This is a genomic window from Winogradskyella arenosi (assembly GCF_003337305.1).
Classification (GTDB): domain Bacteria; phylum Bacteroidota; class Bacteroidia; order Flavobacteriales; family Flavobacteriaceae; genus Winogradskyella; species Winogradskyella arenosi.
This window is the reverse complement of sequence record NZ_QPJO01000001.1, coordinates 377,883-396,659: the sequence shown is the minus strand read 5'-3', so window position 1 is coordinate 396,659 and position 18,777 is coordinate 377,883. Positions and strand designations below refer to the sequence as shown.

The window sequence follows — 18,777 nt, the reverse complement described above, 5'->3', positions numbered from 1 at the left end:
TATTTTAAGCCTCGTTTTTAGATAAGGATTCAGGTCACCTTGTAAAAAAAACTGAAGAATAACTTAAATGATATCAATCAATCGATTTCCTTTTTTGGGAAACACAAAATAAATTTTCAGATGAAAATAATTGTACCCATGGCAGGTCGCGGATCGCGCCTTAGACCACATAGTTTAACCGTACCAAAACCATTAATTCCTGTTGCTGGTCAACCTATTGTTCACCGTTTGGTTAAAGATATAGCTAAAGTATTAAAGCAGCCTATAGAAGAAATAGCCTTTGTTTTAGGGGACCCTGCGTTTTTTGGAGACGAGGTCGTTAAGAGTTTAACAGAACTTGCTGAAGGTTTGGGCGCTAAAGCTTCTATTTATAGACAAGATCAGCCATTAGGCACCGGTCATGCTATAATGAGTGCTAAACCGTCGTTAACGGGGCCTGCAGTTATTGCCTATGCCGATACTTTAATCCGTGCTGAATTTGATTTAGATCCTAACGCCGATAGCGTTATTTGGACCAAGCATGTGGCCAATCCAGAAGCTTATGGGGTTGTAAAACTAGACGCGAATGAAAATATCGTTGAGTTGGTAGAAAAACCTGAAACCTTTGTTAGCGATCAAGCTGTAATTGGTATTTATTACTTTAAAGATGTTGCCGTTTTAAAAGACAAATTGCAAGAAGTTTTAGATGAAAACGTTATGAATGGCGGGGAATACCAGATTAATGACGGTATTAAGCGTATGATGGCCGATGGACGAGTGTTTAAAACCGGAACGGTTGATGAGTGGATGGACTGCGGAAATAAAGCCGTTACGCTAGATACTAACGCTAAAATGTTGGGCTTTTTAACTGCAGATAAAGAAGAGGTCTTAGTGGATCCGTCAGTAGTTTTAGAAAATTCAAAGATTATAGAGCCGTGTTACATTGGTAAAGGTACCGTCTTAAAAAATACAACTGTAGGACCGTATGTGTCTATAGGGGAAGAATGTGTTCTTGAAAATACAAGCGTTAAAAATAGCTTAATTCAAAATAAGACTAGCATTAAAAACGCTAATTTAGACGAAGCTATGATTGGTAATCATGTGACTTATAATGGCCAATTTACCAAGATTAGTATCGGTGATTATACGGTTATAGAATAAGCGAGAATCCGGTGTTTAACGACCAAGAATAGGACTTGGTTAAAGGGAGTTTTAAGTGAATAAAAAGTATCTTTTTATCGTTGTATTGGTGTTCGGAATGTGTCTTCCGCAGCCTAGTTATGCCCAAGCGGATTTTAACAAAATGGCAGAAGACGATTTAGGGAATGTTGAAGACGAGTTTCAAGAGTACTTTTTTGAAGCCTTAAAACAAAAAGGGATAGAAAATTATGAGCGTGCCGTTAAAGCGCTTCAAAAGTGTCTGACTCTAAATGATAAGCTGCCTGTAGTTTATTTTGAATTAGGAAAAAACTACAACAAACTCAAAAACTTTGGTGCGGCAGAAGAGCAATTAAAGGAAGCAATTAGTCTGCAACCTGATAATGTGTGGTTTTTAGATGAACTTTATGACGTCTATTTTCAGCAAGATGATATAAAAAATGCGCTAAGAACCATTAAACAACTGGTGAAATACCATCCCGATTATAAAGAAGATTTGGCGGCACTTTACGTCCGTGAGGAACGTTATAAGCAAGCCCTAGAGATTTTAGATGAACTTGATGCCGAGTTTGGTCTTAGTGAGTCTAGAGACGCCATGCGTAACGATATTTATAGCATTACAGGAAATGCCGACGATAGAATTGAAAATTTGGAACAACGTATTGCTAATAATCCAAATAACGAGGATAATCATTTAAAATTAATTTACCGTTATAGTCAAACCGGAGATCATAAAGCCGCGTATAAAGCTGCTAAGCATTTATTAAAAGTGAAGCCCAATTCTAAATTTGTGCACTTGGCTTTGTATAAATTCTATCTTCAGGATAATAAAGTATCGGAGGCCATTAATTCTGTAAAAATTGTTTTAACGAGTCCAGAAATAAATGCCGATGCTAAAGCTAAAGTCTTAAAGGATTTTGTAGGTTTTGTTGCCAAGCATCCGGAATACGAATCAGATCTTATTGATATCACAGCGCTTGTAGATGAAAATAAAGATGCACAAACGCATAGCGATTTAGGGCATTATTATTTAAAAGCCGGTGATAAGGTTAAGGCCTTATCTAATTTTAAAGCGGCTCTAAAGCAGACGCCTAATGATTTTAAATTAATAAAAGATATATTATTACTTCAGCTAGATATAAAAGATTATGACGCTGTCATTAAAGATAGTGAACGTGCCTTGGAGTTGTATCCGGCGCAACCTCTACTATATTTGGTCTATGCTGTGGCTTTAAACAATACAGAAGCACCAAAACAAGCCATTTCACAGCTTGAAATGGGATTAGATTTTTTAATTGATAATCCTAATATGGAAGCCGATTTTTATTCCGAGTTGAGTCGTGCATACAAAGCCCTAAATAATATAAGTAAATCAGAAACGTTTGCTAAAAAAGCTAAAGCCTTAAAATCTAAATCGTAAATGAATTTATTTCAAAAGAATAACACTTTCAAAATTGTTTTATGTGCATTACTTATTGGTTTAGTAAGCAGTTGTCGTGGGACAAAAAGTGTCATTGCCTCTGGGGTACCTAGCGATAAGCTCTCGGCCAAACAAGTGATAAAACAACACGACAAAAGTGAGGCCAATTTTAAAACCATGAATGCCAAAGTGGCTATAGATCTTATTCAAGGCGAAAAAGAACAAGGGCATACCTTTAGCCTGCGTATGGAAAAAGATAAAGTCATCTGGTTAAGTGCCTCTTTCGGGATGGCTCGCATGATGATTACGCCCAAGAAGGTTCAGTTTTATAATAAATTAGATAACGAATATTTTGATGGTAATTACCAACTATTAAGTGAAGTTGTTGGGGTAGACCTAGACTTTAATAAAGTGCAGAATATTCTTTTGGGTCAAGCTATTTTTAATTTGCAAGATCAAGTCCATGAAGTAACTATAAGTGATAATGCTTATGCTTTAAGTCCTAAAGATCAGGAAGCGTTTTTAGAGTTATTTTATTTAATAAACCCTTCGCATTTCAAAATCGATAGCTTACAAATGTATCAAGCCTTAGAACGTCGTATGTTACAAGTAGATTATGCGAGTTATCAAGAGGTAAATAAGCAAATTATTCCTCAAAATATTAAAATTGTAGCGGTAGATCATGAGGATGAAGTTAAGATTACGCTAGAGTTTAAATCGGTCGCTTTAGATGGTGAAGTACGTTTCCCATTTAATATTCCGGCGGGTTACAAAGAAATTGAGATTAAATAACATTAATAGCCTTTAAATACTAGGCTGTATCGCGACTAAAAATCATTATATAATTAATGAAAAAGAATTTTTATATCCTTCTTATTATCGGGTTAATCCTACCGACAATATCCCTTTGGGCACAAAGCGATAAGCAAAAACAATTAGAGCAACAACGGCAGCAGGTTTTAAGAGAAATGAAGCAGATCAATGCCTTGTTATTTTCTAAAAAGAAGGAACAAAAATCAGCGATTACCCTTATTGAAGATATTAATTATAAGGTGAATGTTAGAAAGAATTTAATCCGTATTACCAACGAGCAGGCCAATCTGCTAACCCGAGAAATTAATACCAATCAAGAAGAAATAACAAGCCTAAGAACGCAATTACAAGAGTTAAAAGACGATTACGCTGCCATGGTTGTAAAATCGTACAAAAGCAAATCTGAGCAAAGTAAAGTGATGTTTTTATTGTCTTCTCAAAACTTTCAACAAGCCTATAAACGTTTGCAATATATAAGACAATACAGAGATTATCAAAAAGAGCAAGGCGAAGCGATTAAGGTAAAAACAAAAGAACTTCAAGACTTAAATATTCAGCTTTCTAAGCAAAAGGAAGATAAGAAGAAGCTTATTGAAGAAAACCGTATTGCTAAACGCGAATTAGAAGGCGAGTTAAAGGAGCGTGAAACCCTTATGGCTTCTATTAAATCGGACATGAGCAAGTTTGCCTCACAAATTAAAGCCAAGCAACAAGAAGCCAACCGCTTAGATAAGGAAATAGACCGTTTAATTGCTGAAGCTATTGCGGCAGCTAATAAAAAATCGGGTAAAAAATCGTCAACCGGAAAATTTATCTTAACGCCTGAAGCTAAAAAACTAGCCGCAAATTTCGCCTCTAATAAAGGGAGATTAGGATGGCCAGTAGCCCGTGGAGTCGTTAAAGCGAAGTTTGGGAAAGGGCGTTCTTTAACGGATCGCTCTGTAGAGGTAAATCACTCCGGAATCAAAATTGCAACGGAAGCCAATGCCGATGTAAAGGCGATTTTTAACGGTGTAGTATCTTCAATACACGTTATGAAACGAGGAAACCCAACCATCTTAATTAGACATGGAGATTACATTACCATTTATCATAACCTCTCTAAACTCTATGTAAAAAAGGGTGATAAAATTAGTACAGGGCAAGTGATCGGTAAAGTGTTCAGCAATAAAATTACAGGAGAGACACTGCTCGATTTCAGAATCTATAAAAATAATTTAAAGCTAAATCCAGAATCCTGGTTGGCACGACAATAAGAACGGCTTTAAGGCTATTCTACAAAAAGCGCTTTAAGTTCGGTAGCTTCTGAAGGTTTCATTTTACCTGCTAAGACTAAACTTAATTGTTTACGGCGTAAAGCAGCATCAAAACGTTGTTGCTCTAACTCTGTTTCTGGGACAAGCTCAGGCACTTTCATAGGGCGTCCGGCATCATTTACTGCGACAAAGGTGTAAATGGCCTCATTGGCTTTTATACGCTCGCCAGATTCTCTGTCTTCAATCCAAACATCAATATAAACTTCCATTGACGATGAAAATGCTCTAGAAACTTTAGCTTCAATCATTACCACACTGCCTAAAGGAATAGCTTTGGTAAAAGCCACGTGGTTTACGGCCGCAGTAACAACAATATGTCTAGAATGTCTTCTTGCGGCAATACTAGCGGTTTTATCCATACGCGCTAAGAGTTCACCTCCAAATAAATTATGAAGCGGATTGGTTTCTCCGGGTAGTACCAAATCGGTTGAAACTGTTTTAGACTGATTAGCGGTTCTAGATTGCATAGTAATTTTTAAAAAATTTTGCGCAAAGATAAAGGGATTTTATCAGTTGCCTTTATGAAATAGGAAAAAAGCATCTCAAAATAAATAGACGGACCTTAAAGCTGCTTTTTCTAAGTTTTAATTAGAGATAAGATCTTTACATACGTATAATTAGGCCTATGCCCATCTTGTATCGTCTTTTTGATTAAGACCATAACAAATAAGAGGGTAAAGCGCTATTTAAGCTAAGCACTTCTGAAATAAAATTATTTTAGATTTTTAATCAATAACCAGGCATCTCTATTGTGGTCGCGACGAATTTTAGACAATTCGTTTTGAGCTTCAGATCGGGTTTCAAAACTTCCGTAAACGACCTCGTGTAAGCCAAATCGGTTAGTCCCAATCTTACGGGCTTTAAACCCTTGTGCTCTAAGTTGTTTAACTTTAGTGTCGGAATTAGCTTCCACTCTAAAAGCACCAGCAACAATATGGTAGTTTCCTGTTTGCTTTTCTAAGCTTAATGTTGCAGCAGGTAATGGACTCATTACAAAAGTCGCTTCTTGGACCTTGGTATCAAGTTGTTCGTTTGCTTGTTCTTGAGCTAATTGATTGTGGTTTTCAATGCTCGTGTTGTAATAGGTTATAGCCGCAACGCTACCTAAACCTAAACATAGTACAGCCGCAGCAGCATATTTAAACCAATTACGGTTAGAACGTTTTTCTGGGCTTATGCTAATAGGAGTCGTTTCTTCAACAGTCGCTACAGTGGCTTTGTACGTTTCTCGTGTAATTTCAGAAGACGAGAAGTGCGATAAACCAAAAGCATCCGTCAGATAGTTGATGTGTTGAGACGGATTAAATTCAAGTTTTCCATCCGTGTTTAAAATAAAATCACCAATGTTTTTAAATTGAATGGTATCTCCTTCAGAAAGGTATAATTTAATAGATCTTACTTGCTTAGCAATAGCATGTAAGGCAGCTGAATATGAGATCTGTTCTACCTCTGCAATATAATGCGCTAATAAGCCATCATTCTTTTGCAATTGTGCATTGAACGATAATGCTTTTTTAGGCGGATAAAACGTGTGTGTGGTCTTATGAATTTCTGCTGAAACACGTTGCGTTAAAAAGGCGCCGAACTCAGGTACGGTCACACAATCATAACGGTATAAAAGGTCACTAATGTAAGTCTCTAACTGCATAAAGACAAAGTTAAAAATTTTTATTTCTGAAAGAAGTGTTGGACGAAATTTTTATTAACATCACAATAGGAGCAGCGCGAGTGGCTTGTTATTGATGGTTTATAAAAGGCTTTCGGTCGTTTTGAAAGGTGAAGTTTTAAAGCGAAGTCCCTATTAGTTTAATGCTGTTATAATATAGAGAATGTTTTAGGAGTTTGATATACGCATTGAAAAGGCCTCTATGTTCTGGTTATAAAATTTAAGGTTATGATGTTAATAATTAAATAGTTATATTCGTTTAAGGTAGGTTTCTATTTTAAATTTTATGGACGTCATGACAGACCAAGAACTCATTTATGCTTTAGCCTTACAACACATTCCAAAAATTGGATCTACAACCGCCAAGAAGCTTATTAAGCATTGTGGTTCTCCAGAGGCGGTATTAAAAGAAAAGCCGTCTACCTTGCTAAAAATAGATGGAATTGGGGCCTTAACCGCTAAAGGAATTGCCGATAGACACCATATCGGTGATGCGGAGCAGGAATTAAAATTTATAAAGCAACATAATATAAAGGTCTTATATTTTACGGAAGACCATTATCCAGAACGTCTTAAACACTGTATTGATGGTCCTGTAGTATTGTTTCAGAGTGGTGCTATTAATATTAAAAATCAACGAATCATTAGTATTGTTGGAGCGCGGAAAATTACAACCCATGGCATTGCGTTTTGCGAAAAATTAGTAGAAAATTTAGCGCCATATAACCCGATTATTGTTTCAGGTTTTGCCTACGGAACGGATATTACAGCTCAAAAAGCGGCGGTAAAACATAATTTACAAACCATAGGCTGTTTGGCACATGGGCTTAATCAAATCTATCCTAAAGTGCATAAAAAATACGTCGCAGCTGTAGAAGCCCATGGCGGATTTTTTACTGATTTTTGGAGTACCGACACCTTTGATCGTAATAACTTTTTAAAACGCAATCGTATCATAGCCGGTTTAAGTGAAGCCACGCTTGTTATAGAATCCGCAGAAAAAGGAGGTAGCCTTGTTACGGCTGATATCGCCAACTCTTACAACCGAGAAGTCTTTGCGGTACCGGGACGCACAACGGATAGCCAAAGTGTGGGGTGTAATAACCTTATTAAATCGCAACAAGCCCATTTATTATCGACACCTTTAGATGTGCCCTATATGTTAAATTGGGAATTAGAAGCCGACAAAAAAGCGCCGGTACAGACCCAACTTTTTGTGACCCTTACGCCCAATGAGCAAATGGTATTCGATTACCTGAAAGTTAATGATAAATCCTCTTTAGACCACATAGCACTCGCTTGTGGGATCCCCACTTACAAGCTAGCCAGCTTGCTTTTAAACCTAGAATTAAAGGACCTTGTGCGACCTTTACCGGGTAAATTATTTCAGTTAATTGCAAAATAACTGTTAAAACTTTATCTAAAACGGACATATTTTGTCCTTTAAAAACCACCGTTCGTGGCAGTTATGTGCGCATTTCTACACTTAAAAGGAAATTACTTACACATCAGCTAATATTTTTTGGCGAACGCCTAATCTGTACCACATTTGTAGTGTGAAACCCAAATTTACACTGAAATGATATAAGCCGAAGAACAATCTCTTATGTTAATATCAATTCAAAAGACTTTAAAATTTTAACCTATGAATACAATTTTACCTACCGTTTTTTCATTCACAGCGTCTAAAAAAGTAATAACAGCAGTTTTACTTTTGTTTAGTACATTTTCTTTTGCGCAAATCGTGGATAATATCTTTCCAACTCGTGTTACTACGGGGAGTAAGGTAACCATCATTGGATCAGGATTTACCTCTGGAGATGAAAATAATATTTCCATTGCGGATATTTCTATTGGTTCTAAAACATTTGTGAGTCCTACAGAAATGACTTTTAAAATTACTCGTACTGGTTCCGGTCAAAGTGATAAAACACTTTCAGTTACTGGAGCCACGTATACTGTGGCCTCTAGAAATATAACTTATGTTAGACCTGAATCACAAACAATTACTGAAGGTTCAGAGTTTAGAGTTAGAGAGGTCTATACGTCTTGGGATCAAAATGGAGATGGTGAAAACTTTTGGAATTCAGGAAGTTTTTCTTATGGTGATACTTCAAATTGGCCCAATGACCGTCATGATCTGTTAGGGTTTAAGATGACATATGATAATATAGATTATATTTTTTCTACAGGGGTAGATAATGCAACGCTTGAAAGTAAATTGACTAGTTTAGGTGTAGACGGGACTAGTGTTGTTTATGTAGCACAAGAATATAAAGCGTATTCTACAAATGGAGTAAGTGGAAAGCCAAACAGTAATAATTTTATTGGTATGGCTGATAAAATTGATGGTTATCCTGGATTAATAAGATTTAATGACGCTGTAAGAAAGACTGTTTATGATGTGATTATTGATGGGGAAAATAACCTTGACTTAGGAACTGGAATTGCTAATTTTAACAATGATGCTGATATTAGATTTTATAGTGGTAATGGTAGTGAGGGAACTTCAAATGATAGTATTCCTGATTTATTAATTACTCAAATGGCGAAACCTGGTGGATCTGATGTATATTACTATGCTGATGTTGATGGAAATGTAATTGGTACGCCAATAAAAGTAATATTTCAGGATAATACTTCATCAAGATTATATGAGTGGTTTGTTGATTTTTATAAAATGAATACTTCAGCAAACTTCGATGCTTCTTTTTCTACTGGAGCTGGATTTTCAAATGGTGGTCATAGAAGTTTTAGAATGGCAGCATTTCAATTAGATGATTTTGATATTACGGATGATAATATTGGTCTCGTTGATAATATTAATATGGGCGCTGGTGGATCTTCAGATATGTCTTTTTTGGCTTACAATAAATCAGCTTTCGAAATTAAATCTCCGATTATCGATAAATTACCAGTGTCTCGTTATATCTGTAGATTACCTTCACCTGACGATACTACACTTATTTTTGAAGCATTAGGGAGTGTTGAAGAAGGTTCAGGAGATCCGCGAGAAACAATTAAATATGAGTGGTTTAAAAATCATATTAGTTTAACTGAAACAAGTAATACGTATACGATTAATGGAAGTTTAGAGGCGTCTGATATAGAAAATGTGACTTACAGGGTAAGAGTGTCAAATGATTTTGGAGCTGTAGATTTACCTTTTACTATTAATGAAGGTGGAACTCCTACATATTGGAATGGTACAAACTGGGAGTTGCCATCTGCTTATGCGGAGAATAATGTTACAGTAGATGATCGTGATAGAAGTTTAGTTTTTTCTAACGATTATAATCAAATTGGAGATTTAGTCGGATGCGACTGTACGGTAACAGCTGGAAAGAATGTTATTATACCTTCTGGTACCTCCATCACGCTCTTTAATGACTTAACTGTTGAGGGTGCAATTCCTTCTGTTGAAGTTGATGGGGAATATACAGATGAAATACCTGCTGGGGTTTTCACCTTAGAAGACGATGCGAGCCTTGTGCAGATTAATGATGTAGAAAATAGTGGAGAGATTATCGTAAAAAGAACCGTTGAAGGGGAAACCTTACATGCTTATGACTACGTGTATTGGTCTACTCCTGTTGAGGATGCTTCAGTATCTACTATGCCTGGAAATTTAAAATTTAAATGGGATGTCGATGGAGCCAATACAGTTCCTGGTGCTGTTGGAAACTGGACGAGTGCTACGGGTATAATGGAGATAGGAAGAGGTTATATTGCAAGAGTATCCTCTGCTATAGACTATACGGCGGCATTTACAGGTACGCCTAATAATGGTGATATTAATATTGAGGTAAAGAAAACACCAACATCAGGATCTACTAGTATGGCTTCTGGAGAGAAACATTGGAACCTAATAGGGAATCCGTATCCATCAGCGATAGACCCAGCAAAATTATTGAGCAACAATACTAATTTGGATGGTGCCGTTTATGTATGGACGCATAGTGATCCAATCTCAGCATCTGTCGATGATCCATTTTATGACAATTTTAATCTTAATTACTCTGACCAGTATATCGCTTACAACGGAACCGGATCATCTAGAGCAACCAATGAAGGTGAAAACTATATTGCTTCAGGGCAAGGGTTCTTTGTGAAAGTCTTAGATGCTGCTGATAGCTCATCTAATGTAACCTTTACCAATGCCATGCGTTACAACGATGCTGAAGAGGCGTATGATAACGATCAGTTTTATAGAAGTTCAACAGAAGCAGGTATAACAACTGAAAAACAATTGTTGTGGTTGAGCTTAGCCGACGAAAATGATAGTGCAATTAGTACTTTAATTGGGTATGTAGAAGGAGCTACAGAAGGAAAAGATAGAGTTTATGATGCACAGACTAATAATGGCGGATTTAATATTTATTCTTTAACCTCTGAAGATGATAACTTGGTTATACAAGGACTTCCTTTACCATTCGTAGATTACAACACCGTACCATTAGGTTACGAAGTATCTGCAAGTGGAATCTATAGAATCGCTATTGCTGATGTAAAAGGAAGTATTTTTGAAGAACAAGAACAAGATATTTACGTAGAAGATACCTATACAGGAGTAGTTCATGATCTAAGAGCCTCTACTTACGCTTTTACATCTGAATCTGGTGTGTTTAACGATCGTTTTATCTTAAGATACACGCCATCAGTTACACTTTCAGTTGATGAAATTGCTGCCGATACAACCTTTGCGTTCATTAACAACGCGACCTTAAATGTTAAATCTTCTGATGGTATTAAAGCTATTGAAGTTTATGATATTAATGGTAAGACGGTTGTGAATTATACCTTAAGAGGTTCAGAAAATACATTTAATACTAACTTTAACTTTGCAAGAGGTGTTTATGTTGCTTCTATTACTCTAGATAATGGTAGTGTAGTCACTAAAAAGTTAATGTACTAGAATAGTCTATTTAAGCACCCCTTCGCTTAAATACAAGAGCTTTTAAAATACTGAAAAACATAACTAACCTTTAACCATACTAAAGGGCGTAGTCACCTACGCCCTTTTCTTAAATCTTTTACTATGAATCAAAAAACTACTTTTTTTCTAGGACATGTTCATAAATGGGCTGTATTAATGTTTTTAATAGTTGTTTCAAATAGCTTATTTGCACAGGTTTCAGTTTCAGAGGCTTTTCCAAGTCGTGTTACAACAAATTCTGAAATTAGGGTATTAGGAACAAATTTTACCGAAAGCACAACGGTAAGTATTGCGGGGATCAACAATAGTGGCATTACCCTGTTAAGTTCTACGGAAATGATTTTTACAATTACACATACAGGTTCTGTAGATAAAACGGGAGAACTTGTCGTGGACGGGACTTCTACAGGAATCGTAATAAATTACATTAGTCCTACACCAAAAGCACTGAAAAATGGGGAAACCAGTAATGTCACTAAAATCACAGAGATTTTTACAACTTATAACGGATTTTGGAGATCATCAGATTGGAAAGCCGATCCAGAAAATAATAATTTAAAGCCGAATACGAGTCATGATTTATTAGCCTTTACCTATAATGGGGTAACGTATTCAACAGGTGTTAATGATCCATTGCTTACTGATAACGGAGTAAGCTTTAGCACGCAATTGTTCTTCGCCTATACAACCAATGGAGTTGATGGGGTTACACATGGTAACAACTATTTAGCCATGGCAGATATGATTGACGGTGAAGTTGGCGAGGGTACTGCAATTACATCTCCAAATATTTCTGGAACCACAGTTTATGATGCCATTATTGATGGTGTTAATGGCTTAGATCTTGGAACAGGGGTGACCAACTTTAATGCCACAGCCGATGTAGAATTTTTTAGTAGTGGAGGACAATTAGGAGCTTTAGATGATGATGTGCCAGATTTTTTAATCTCACAAATTGCATCTGCAGGAAGTACAGATGTGTATTATTATACGGATTCTGAACATAATGTCGTGGGCCGACCAATAAAATTAACTATTTCAGAAGAGAGTGATAATCAAGGAGATGCTTTACTTGCTCGTTGGCGTTTAGACTTATATAACTTTTTATCGGGTATTAACTTCGGAATTGCTACACCAACCAATAGAGCTTTCAGTAATAATGAGGAAAGACCTTTACGTATGGCAGCATTCAAATTTGAAGATTTTGAAATTAATGCCACAAACATTTCTGAGATCAATAATATCAATATGGTAGCCGGTGGAACAGCAGATTTAGCCTTTTTGGCCTACAATAGAGGATCTTTTGATATTAAAACTCCTGTGTTTACGGAGTATCCTGTATCACAGTTTGTGTGTAATTTACCGAGTACATCAACAATTACGTTTTCAGGTGTTGCTGAAGTCTCTGGAAATGCTACGGGTGCTCCTGAAGAAACATTATCTTACCAATGGTATAAATATAATACGGCTATTGCCGGAGCGACAACAACAAGTTATACCGTTCCAGGACCTTTAGATGAAAACAGTTTAGGAAGCTACAAATTAAAGGCCACCAATAGTTTTGGGTCTGTAATTGTACCCGTTAGTTTATCTATTGGAGGAACTCCTGTATATTGGAACGGAACGGATTGGCAATTGCCTTTAGTTTATCAAAATGCTGGTGTGGTGGTAAATCCTCAAGATCGTGGTTTGGTTTTTTCATCAGATTATAATGAAGCTGGAGATTTAGAAGGATGCGATTGTTTAGTGCCTTCAGGTAGTGAAGTTACCATAGCATCGGGTTCAACGTTAAAATTATACGGTGCCGTAACGGTAGAGTCTGGTGGAACCTTAACATTAAATGATAGTGCAAGTTTAATTCAAACTAAAGAGGTGACGAGTAATGAAAATAGTGGGGCCATAATTGTGAATCGCGAGGTGAGTGATTTAGATGACACTGATTTTATTTTGTGGTCTTCACCGGTGGCTGATTTTGACGTTGCTAATGTAACACCATCAGAAACAGCTCAAGCTTTTAGTTGGGGTGTTAATACCGCGAATACTAATGGTGTAGCTGGCTCATGGGAGTCTGCAATTGGTGCTATGCAAACTGCAACAGGGTATGCTGTTGAAGTGCCTTCAGAAGTAGCATCAACCGGATTTACAGCGAGCTTTACAGGGACGCCAAATAATGGTGATGTATCAATTGAGGTGTATAAATCGGTAGGTGCAAATTTACCAACTGCGGAACAAAAACACAGAAATCTTATTGGGAATCCTTATCCTTCTGGACTTAGCATTGACCAATTATTATTAGACAACACTCTTATAGAGGGGAACATAAAATTATGGGCTAATAATATGGATATGCCTAATAGCGAAACGCCTTTATCAAGCGCTGCTTATCAAGCCTTAGCTTATAATTATGGTCAACAATATGTGAGTTACAACTTTACAGGGGCTAATCCTCCTGCAAGTGCCAATGGTTTTGTCGGTGCTGGACAAGGATTTTTTGTTCAGGTAGATGATAATGCCTCTGAGGGAGCAGTAACTTTTAAAAATGAAATGCGTTATGATGAAGATGAAATCGCTTATGATAACTCACAGTTTTATAGACCAAATGTATCTGTAAATAGTACGCAAGATTTAGAGAAACATTTAGTATGGTTAAGTCTTATTGATGCTAATAATGCTTCAGCAAGTACCTTGGTGGGTTATGTAGATGGCGCAACTTTAGCTAAAGATAGACTTTTTGATGCCTACGCTGATGAAGAGGAATTAGGCATATATTCTATGCTGAATGACAGGGCAATGGTTATTCAAGGTCGTCCTTTACCTTTTGATGTTGATGATGTGGTGCCTTTAGGAGTACGCTTGCCAGAAACGGGGTCGTATACAATTGCTATTGGTAATTTAGAAGGATCGGTGTTTGTAAGTGCTGCCCAAGGCATTTATTTAGAAGATACCTTATTGGGTACTGGAGTTGATTTAAGAACCACACCATATACCTTCACAGGAGAACAAGGTGAAATTACGGGAAGATTTAATCTTTTATATCAAAATATACTTTCTGTTGATGATCATTTAGTGACGGATACCTTTGCTTTTATTAAAGGAAACGTATTAAATGTACAATCTGGCGCAGCTATAAAAGCTATTCAGGTTTATGATATTAATGGAAGACAGGTGGTGTCTTATGAGTTTAATGGCCAATCTAATAGTATTTCCGAAGACTTTCAGTTTTCAAAAGGGGTTTATGTGGCTTCTATTACTTTAGAAGGTCATACCGTAGTGTCTAAGAAAATTATAAATTAAGGTTGAGGAACAATAAGCCCAACTGTTAAATAAAAAAGACCACTATTATGATAGTGGTCTTTTTTTATTTCAAATGCTTTTAAAAGGAGGTGAAAACTAGTATCCAACCTTTTCTCGCACACGCTCAAGTACGGCGTCTGCAACGAGTTTTGCTTTTTCTGCACCTTTAGCTAAAGCAGCATCGACTTCTTCTAAATGATCCATATAGTAGTGGTAACGCTCTCTTTGTTCTGCAAAACGTTCTACGACTAATTCAAATAGCGCTTGTTTAGCGTGCCCATAGCCGTAATTTCCACCTTCGTAGTTTGCTTTCATTTCTGCAATTTGAGCTTCGGAAGCGAGTAAACTGAAGATTGCAAAACAATTACATGTAGACCAATCCTTAGGCTCTTCAAGAGGCGTACTATCCGTTTCAATGGACATTATTTTTTTACGTAACTTTTTGTCCGGTAAAAAGATATTGATAAAATTACCACGGCTTTTACTCATTTTTTCTCCATCTGTACCTGGGATAAGCATACCGTTTTCCTGTATTTTGCCTTCAGGTAAAACAAAAGTTTCTCCCATTTTAGCATGAAAACGAGAGGCTACATCTCGGGTCATTTCAATATGTTGTAACTGGTCTTTTCCTACCGGAATAATTTCAGCATCATATAATAAGATATCTGCAGCCATTAACATAGGGTAGGTAAATAAACCGGAGTTAACATCTTCTAAACGATCTGCTTTATCCTTAAAGCCATGCGCTAAAGTTAAACGTTGGTAAGGGAAGAAACAGCTTAAATACCATGAGAGTTCTGTAACCTGCGGAATATCACTTTGTCTGTAAAATACTGTTTTTTCAATATCTAAGCCAAAGGCAAGCCAAGTCGCCGCAACAGAATATGTATGGTTTCTTAATTCTTCAGCATCTTTAATTTGGGTTAGTGTATGCAAATTCGCAATAAATAAATACGAATCGTTTTTAGCATCATTTGCCATTTCAATTGCTGGTAAAATAGCCCCTAGAATGTTTCCTAAATGTGGGGTTCCTGTACTTTGTACGCCTGTTAATATTCTTGCCATAATAATGCCTGCAAAAGCAGGGATTTCTTTAATTGTTCCTTGATCTTAACCCAATTCAAAATTAAATTTGGGTATGGAATTAAGGAGGAATCTTTTTTAATTAAACTTCTATTGGTAATATAAAACAAAGGTAAATTTTTTAGCAGAACTATAAGTAGGCATTTAATTTAATTAACTAGTTTTGGTGCTATGGCATTTTTGAAATATCCATTATGGCTTTTATACCGGATTTGGTTCTACATTTTAGTAGCCATACCGATTATTGTACTGTTTCCGCTGTTGATCATTTCTATTTCTAGAGAACAGTGGTACCCTTATTTTTTTAAATTAGCACGAATCTGGTCTAAGTTTATTTTAATAGGCATGGGCTTTGGCTATAAAATTAAGAGGGCAGAAGTGCCAGATCCTAACAAGAGCTACATGTTTGTAGCTAACCATACCTCCATGGCAGATATTATGCTCATGCTTGTGGCCGTAAAAAATCCTTTTGTTTTTGTTGGTAAGCAAGAATTGGCAAAAATTCCGTTGTTCGGATTTTTCTATAAGCGCACCTGTATTTTAGTGGATAGAAGAAGTGCTAAAAGTAGACAGGCTGTATTTTTAAGAGCGCAACGCCGTTTAAAACAAGGCTTAAGTATTTGTATTTTTCCTGAAGGTGGTGTGCCTGAAGAGCATATTTTATTAGATGAATTTAAAGATGGTGCTTTCCGCTTAGCTATTAACCATCAAATTCCAATTGTACCGATTACATTCTACGATAATAAAAAACGCTTTTCGTATACCTTTTTCAGTGGAAGCCCTGGAAAAATGCGTGCGAAAATCCATAAGTTTATACCTACTGAAGGCTTAACAACAGCTGATACTAAAACGTTAAATAAAACGACTAGAACCTTAATTTTAGAGGCTTTAAGTGCTAAGACTTTAAAAAAGTAAAGCTACCCTAACCAAGAGTAGCTTTTGTCACCATTGCTAAACATAACTCTTATGTTGCAATAATTTAAGTCAACCTAAAACTTATATCGTAATCCGGTGTACACTCCAATAAAGAAGGGTTTAAAATTACCGGTAGTATTGTTAAAAGTGTTTAGTTGGTATTTAAAAGTGGGTTCTAGGTTAAGAAGCCACTGTTTAGATAAACTGTAATCTATACCAAAACCTAAATTGGCACTAAAACTAGTGTCGTTAATGTTATTGGCTTCTCCGATGAGTTCAGAATTGCCATTAACATCTGCATAGATTTCATTATTACTTAATAAAAGGGTGCTAAAACCTCCTATAAGATTAATTCCAAATTTACGGTCTAAAAGACGGTATTCTAAAGCTACGGGAATTTCTATAAAACCAAAACGTTGGTCTATATCACCAGCAACAGTATTGGTTAGGAGTTCTGGTACTGTAGACCTATTCATTAGGCTAGAACTCACTAAAGAGACATGCTCTTCAGCATTATTAAAGCTAATATTAGTAAACGAGCCTTCAATACCTCTAGAAGCTGTTTCTGTACCTGAAAAGGCATAAACATCATTAGTGGTTTGGTTGAGGTTAACACGGTTAATACCCGCTCTAATTTTTAATTTAGGACCAACAGCGTAACTCGCAGCAATACCATAACTCATATTCACATCAGCACTTTTGCTATTTTGATTAAATTGGTTGTCTAGTGATGATCCTTCTCCTAAAGAGTTAAAATATACTGGGGCAACATTAGGCGCAATACTCCACTTGGTCTGTTCTGTTTCCTCTTCGTCTTTATCTGTGGCTTCTTCTAAAGCCGCAATAGCAGAAGTGATAGCATTGTCTTCAGTGGTTTCAGTAAGGTCATTTTCGGCAACTGTAGTTGTGGTCTTGTTGACTTCTGAATCCGTTTTAGAAATTGCATTATTCTGAGCCGAACTTGAGTTGCTCTGTTGTGCAATTTGGTTGTTTTGTGTTTTAGTAGCTTCTTTTATGGTCGATTTTTGCTTTACATCAGAGCTGAACTCCGTAGAATTTTTAAAGTCCGAAGGTTGATTAGCACTCGTGCCATTTGCCTTATTCGCTTTTGAAGCTTTTGGATTTGTGGTTTGCCTGTTTTGGGTAGATTGGTTCCCCGTTTCTGTCTGCGCCAATGCCGTATTTACAGCTTTGGAAGCATTAGTGTGTAGAGGATCGTTCTTAATAGAAGATTCTTTAGTCGTTTTAGCAGCTTCGTCGTTGGTTAGCGTATCGCTAGTGTCTTTAGAAGTATCCGTATCTGCAATTTTCTCTTTATTGAAGGCTTCAGTTTCAGGAACTTCTAGCTTATATGTGTCTTGTGTTTTAGAAGGTTGTTGAGTCTCTGGATTTTCTGTATTTACTAAAGGAACCTCTTGCTTAAAACTTTCATTGGTATCAAAAAAGGAAATGCCTGCGGTTAACAGTAGAGCAATGAGGGCTGCTACACCACCAATTTGCCACCATAGGGCTATGACGCGACGTTTTTTCTTTTTCTTTGGAAGACTTTCGTTAATACGTTCCCAAACGGCATCGTTGGGTGCCATTTCAAAATCCTTAAACTTTTCCTGAAAAAGTCTGTCTATGTTTTTTTTATCGTTCATGATCTAAATACTCTGCGAATTTGGAGTCGCATTGTAAGCTTCAATTTTATCTTTTAAAATCATTCGGGCCCGTGCAAGATTGGATTTTGATGTTCCGGTTGAAATTTTTATTAGTTTACTAATCTCAACATGCGAGTAGCCATCTAAGACGTACAGGTTAAAGATTAGGCGGTACCTGTCGGGTAATTCTTGAATAATTTTTAATAAGAAATCAAGGCTTACATTTTCATTATTAATATCTAAAGTGACGTCTTCAATACGATCTTCATTGACAATATCATAAACGCCAACATCTTCTCTATAGCGTTGTAAGGCTGTATTTATTGTAATACGCTTAAGCCAGCCTTCAAAAGAACCTTTATGATTGTATTGCCCTATTTTATCAAAGATAGTAATAAAGGCATCATGCAGGTTGTCTTCTGCTTCAGCATAGTGTTTTGAGTACTTGAGACAAAGCGAAAATAATTTACTTGCATACTGCTTGTATAATTGGCTTTGAGCTTGAGCATCACTCTTCTTACAATTTTCTATGAGTTGTTCTAAACTCACATGTG

At 36.5% G+C, this 18,777-nt stretch carries 13 protein-coding genes; 8 read left to right on the top strand and 5 right to left on the bottom strand.

All coding sequences use genetic code 11. The features are described 5' to 3' along the window. Positions 1 to 120: 120 nt before the first annotated feature. Genes DFQ08_RS01600 through DFQ08_RS01585 form a run of 4 tightly spaced genes read left to right on the top strand, consistent with a single transcriptional unit; the run spans position 121 to position 4,626 of the window. Positions 121 to 1,140: a sugar phosphate nucleotidyltransferase gene (locus tag DFQ08_RS01600; protein WP_114308046.1), complete on the top strand. Its 1,020-nt coding sequence runs from the start codon at positions 121 to 123 to the stop codon at positions 1,138 to 1,140. Between the two features lie 55 nt (positions 1,141 to 1,195). Continuing rightward, positions 1,196 to 2,557 carry a tetratricopeptide repeat protein gene (locus DFQ08_RS01595; RefSeq protein ID WP_245935345.1) on the top strand — a complete coding sequence of 454 codons (1,362 nt, stop codon included), beginning with the start codon at positions 1,196 to 1,198 and terminating at the stop codon, positions 2,555 to 2,557. Continuing rightward, positions 2,558 to 3,349 (top strand): DUF4292 domain-containing protein, encoded by a 792-nt coding sequence (locus DFQ08_RS01590; protein WP_114308044.1) that lies wholly within the window; start codon positions 2,558 to 2,560, stop codon positions 3,347 to 3,349. It abuts the gene before it with no gap. 56 nt (positions 3,350 to 3,405) lie between these two features. Then, on the top strand, positions 3,406 to 4,626 hold the full coding sequence (locus DFQ08_RS01585; RefSeq protein WP_114308043.1) for a murein hydrolase activator EnvC family protein: 1,221 nt from the start codon (positions 3,406 to 3,408) through the stop codon (positions 4,624 to 4,626). 14 nt (positions 4,627 to 4,640) lie between these two features. Here DFQ08_RS01585 and DFQ08_RS01580 read toward each other — a convergent pair whose 3' ends face one another. Both DFQ08_RS01580 and DFQ08_RS01575 read right to left on the bottom strand, forming a co-directional pair. Beyond that, on the bottom strand, positions 4,641 to 5,153 hold the full coding sequence (locus DFQ08_RS01580) for an acyl-CoA thioesterase (protein WP_114308042.1): 513 nt from the start codon (positions 5,151 to 5,153) through the stop codon (positions 4,641 to 4,643). 245 nt (positions 5,154 to 5,398) lie between these two features. Further along, complete coding sequence (locus DFQ08_RS01575; protein ID WP_114308041.1) at positions 5,399 to 6,334, bottom strand: HU domain-containing protein; 936 nt, start codon at positions 6,332 to 6,334, stop codon at positions 5,399 to 5,401. A gap of 313 nt (positions 6,335 to 6,647) precedes the next feature. Here DFQ08_RS01575 and dprA point away from each other — a divergent pair, with 313 nt between their 5' ends. From dprA to DFQ08_RS01560, 3 genes are all read left to right on the top strand, one after another. Continuing rightward, positions 6,648 to 7,757: a DNA-processing protein DprA gene (gene dprA, locus DFQ08_RS01570; RefSeq protein ID WP_114308040.1), complete on the top strand. Its 1,110-nt coding sequence runs from the start codon at positions 6,648 to 6,650 to the stop codon at positions 7,755 to 7,757. 240 nt (positions 7,758 to 7,997) lie between these two features. Then, entirely contained in the window at positions 7,998 to 11,267 is a 3,270-nt protein-coding gene (locus DFQ08_RS01565; protein WP_114308039.1) for a T9SS type A sorting domain-containing protein, read from the top strand. A 123-nt stretch (positions 11,268 to 11,390) separates the two neighbouring features. Then, positions 11,391 to 14,582, top strand: coding sequence for a T9SS type A sorting domain-containing protein (locus tag DFQ08_RS01560; protein WP_114308038.1), 3,192 nt, complete (start codon positions 11,391 to 11,393; stop codon positions 14,580 to 14,582). Positions 14,583 to 14,678: 96 nt separating this feature from the next. Here the strand turns inward: DFQ08_RS01560 and trpS are convergent, their stop codons facing one another. Beyond that, positions 14,679 to 15,647: a tryptophan--tRNA ligase gene (gene trpS, locus DFQ08_RS01555; protein WP_114308037.1), complete on the bottom strand. Its 969-nt coding sequence runs from the start codon at positions 15,645 to 15,647 to the stop codon at positions 14,679 to 14,681. 189 nt (positions 15,648 to 15,836) lie between these two features. Between trpS and DFQ08_RS01550 the strand changes: the two genes are divergently transcribed. Next, positions 15,837 to 16,580, top strand: a complete 744-nt coding sequence (locus tag DFQ08_RS01550; RefSeq protein ID WP_114308036.1) for a lysophospholipid acyltransferase family protein — start codon at positions 15,837 to 15,839, stop codon at positions 16,578 to 16,580. Positions 16,581 to 16,654: 74 nt separating this feature from the next. On the opposite strand, the gene DFQ08_RS01545 is transcribed toward DFQ08_RS01550, so the two are convergent. Both DFQ08_RS01545 and DFQ08_RS01540 read right to left on the bottom strand, forming a co-directional pair. After that, complete coding sequence (locus DFQ08_RS01545) at positions 16,655 to 18,223, bottom strand: hypothetical protein (protein WP_114308035.1); 1,569 nt, start codon at positions 18,221 to 18,223, stop codon at positions 16,655 to 16,657. Between the two features lie 3 nt (positions 18,224 to 18,226). Next, on the bottom strand, positions 18,227 to 18,772 hold the full coding sequence (locus tag DFQ08_RS01540; protein ID WP_114308034.1) for an RNA polymerase sigma factor: 546 nt from the start codon (positions 18,770 to 18,772) through the stop codon (positions 18,227 to 18,229). Positions 18,773 to 18,777: the final 5 nt, after the last annotated feature.

What these genes read in the sequence shown, in the direction of transcription:
- DFQ08_RS01600 (WP_114308046.1), top strand. Translation starts at nt 121, where the DNA reads ATGAAAATAATTGTACCCATGGCAGGTCGCGGATCGCGCCTTAGACCA.
- DFQ08_RS01590 (WP_114308044.1), top strand. Translation starts at nt 2,558, where the DNA reads ATGAATTTATTTCAAAAGAATAACACTTTCAAAATTGTTTTATGTGCA.
- DFQ08_RS01585 (WP_114308043.1), top strand. Translation starts at nt 3,406, where the DNA reads ATGAAAAAGAATTTTTATATCCTTCTTATTATCGGGTTAATCCTACCG.
- DFQ08_RS01580 (WP_114308042.1), bottom strand. Translation starts at nt 5,153, where the DNA reads ATGCAATCTAGAACCGCTAATCAGTCTAAAACAGTTTCAACCGATTTG.
- DFQ08_RS01575 (WP_114308041.1), bottom strand. Translation starts at nt 6,334, where the DNA reads ATGCAGTTAGAGACTTACATTAGTGACCTTTTATACCGTTATGATTGT.
- dprA (WP_114308040.1), top strand. Translation starts at nt 6,648, where the DNA reads ATGACAGACCAAGAACTCATTTATGCTTTAGCCTTACAACACATTCCA.
- DFQ08_RS01565 (WP_114308039.1), top strand. Translation starts at nt 7,998, where the DNA reads ATGAATACAATTTTACCTACCGTTTTTTCATTCACAGCGTCTAAAAAA.
- DFQ08_RS01560 (WP_114308038.1), top strand. Translation starts at nt 11,391, where the DNA reads ATGAATCAAAAAACTACTTTTTTTCTAGGACATGTTCATAAATGGGCT.
- trpS (WP_114308037.1), bottom strand. Translation starts at nt 15,647, where the DNA reads ATGGCAAGAATATTAACAGGCGTACAAAGTACAGGAACCCCACATTTA.
- DFQ08_RS01550 (WP_114308036.1), top strand. Translation starts at nt 15,837, where the DNA reads ATGGCATTTTTGAAATATCCATTATGGCTTTTATACCGGATTTGGTTC.
- DFQ08_RS01545 (WP_114308035.1), bottom strand. Translation starts at nt 18,223, where the DNA reads ATGAACGATAAAAAAAACATAGACAGACTTTTTCAGGAAAAGTTTAAG.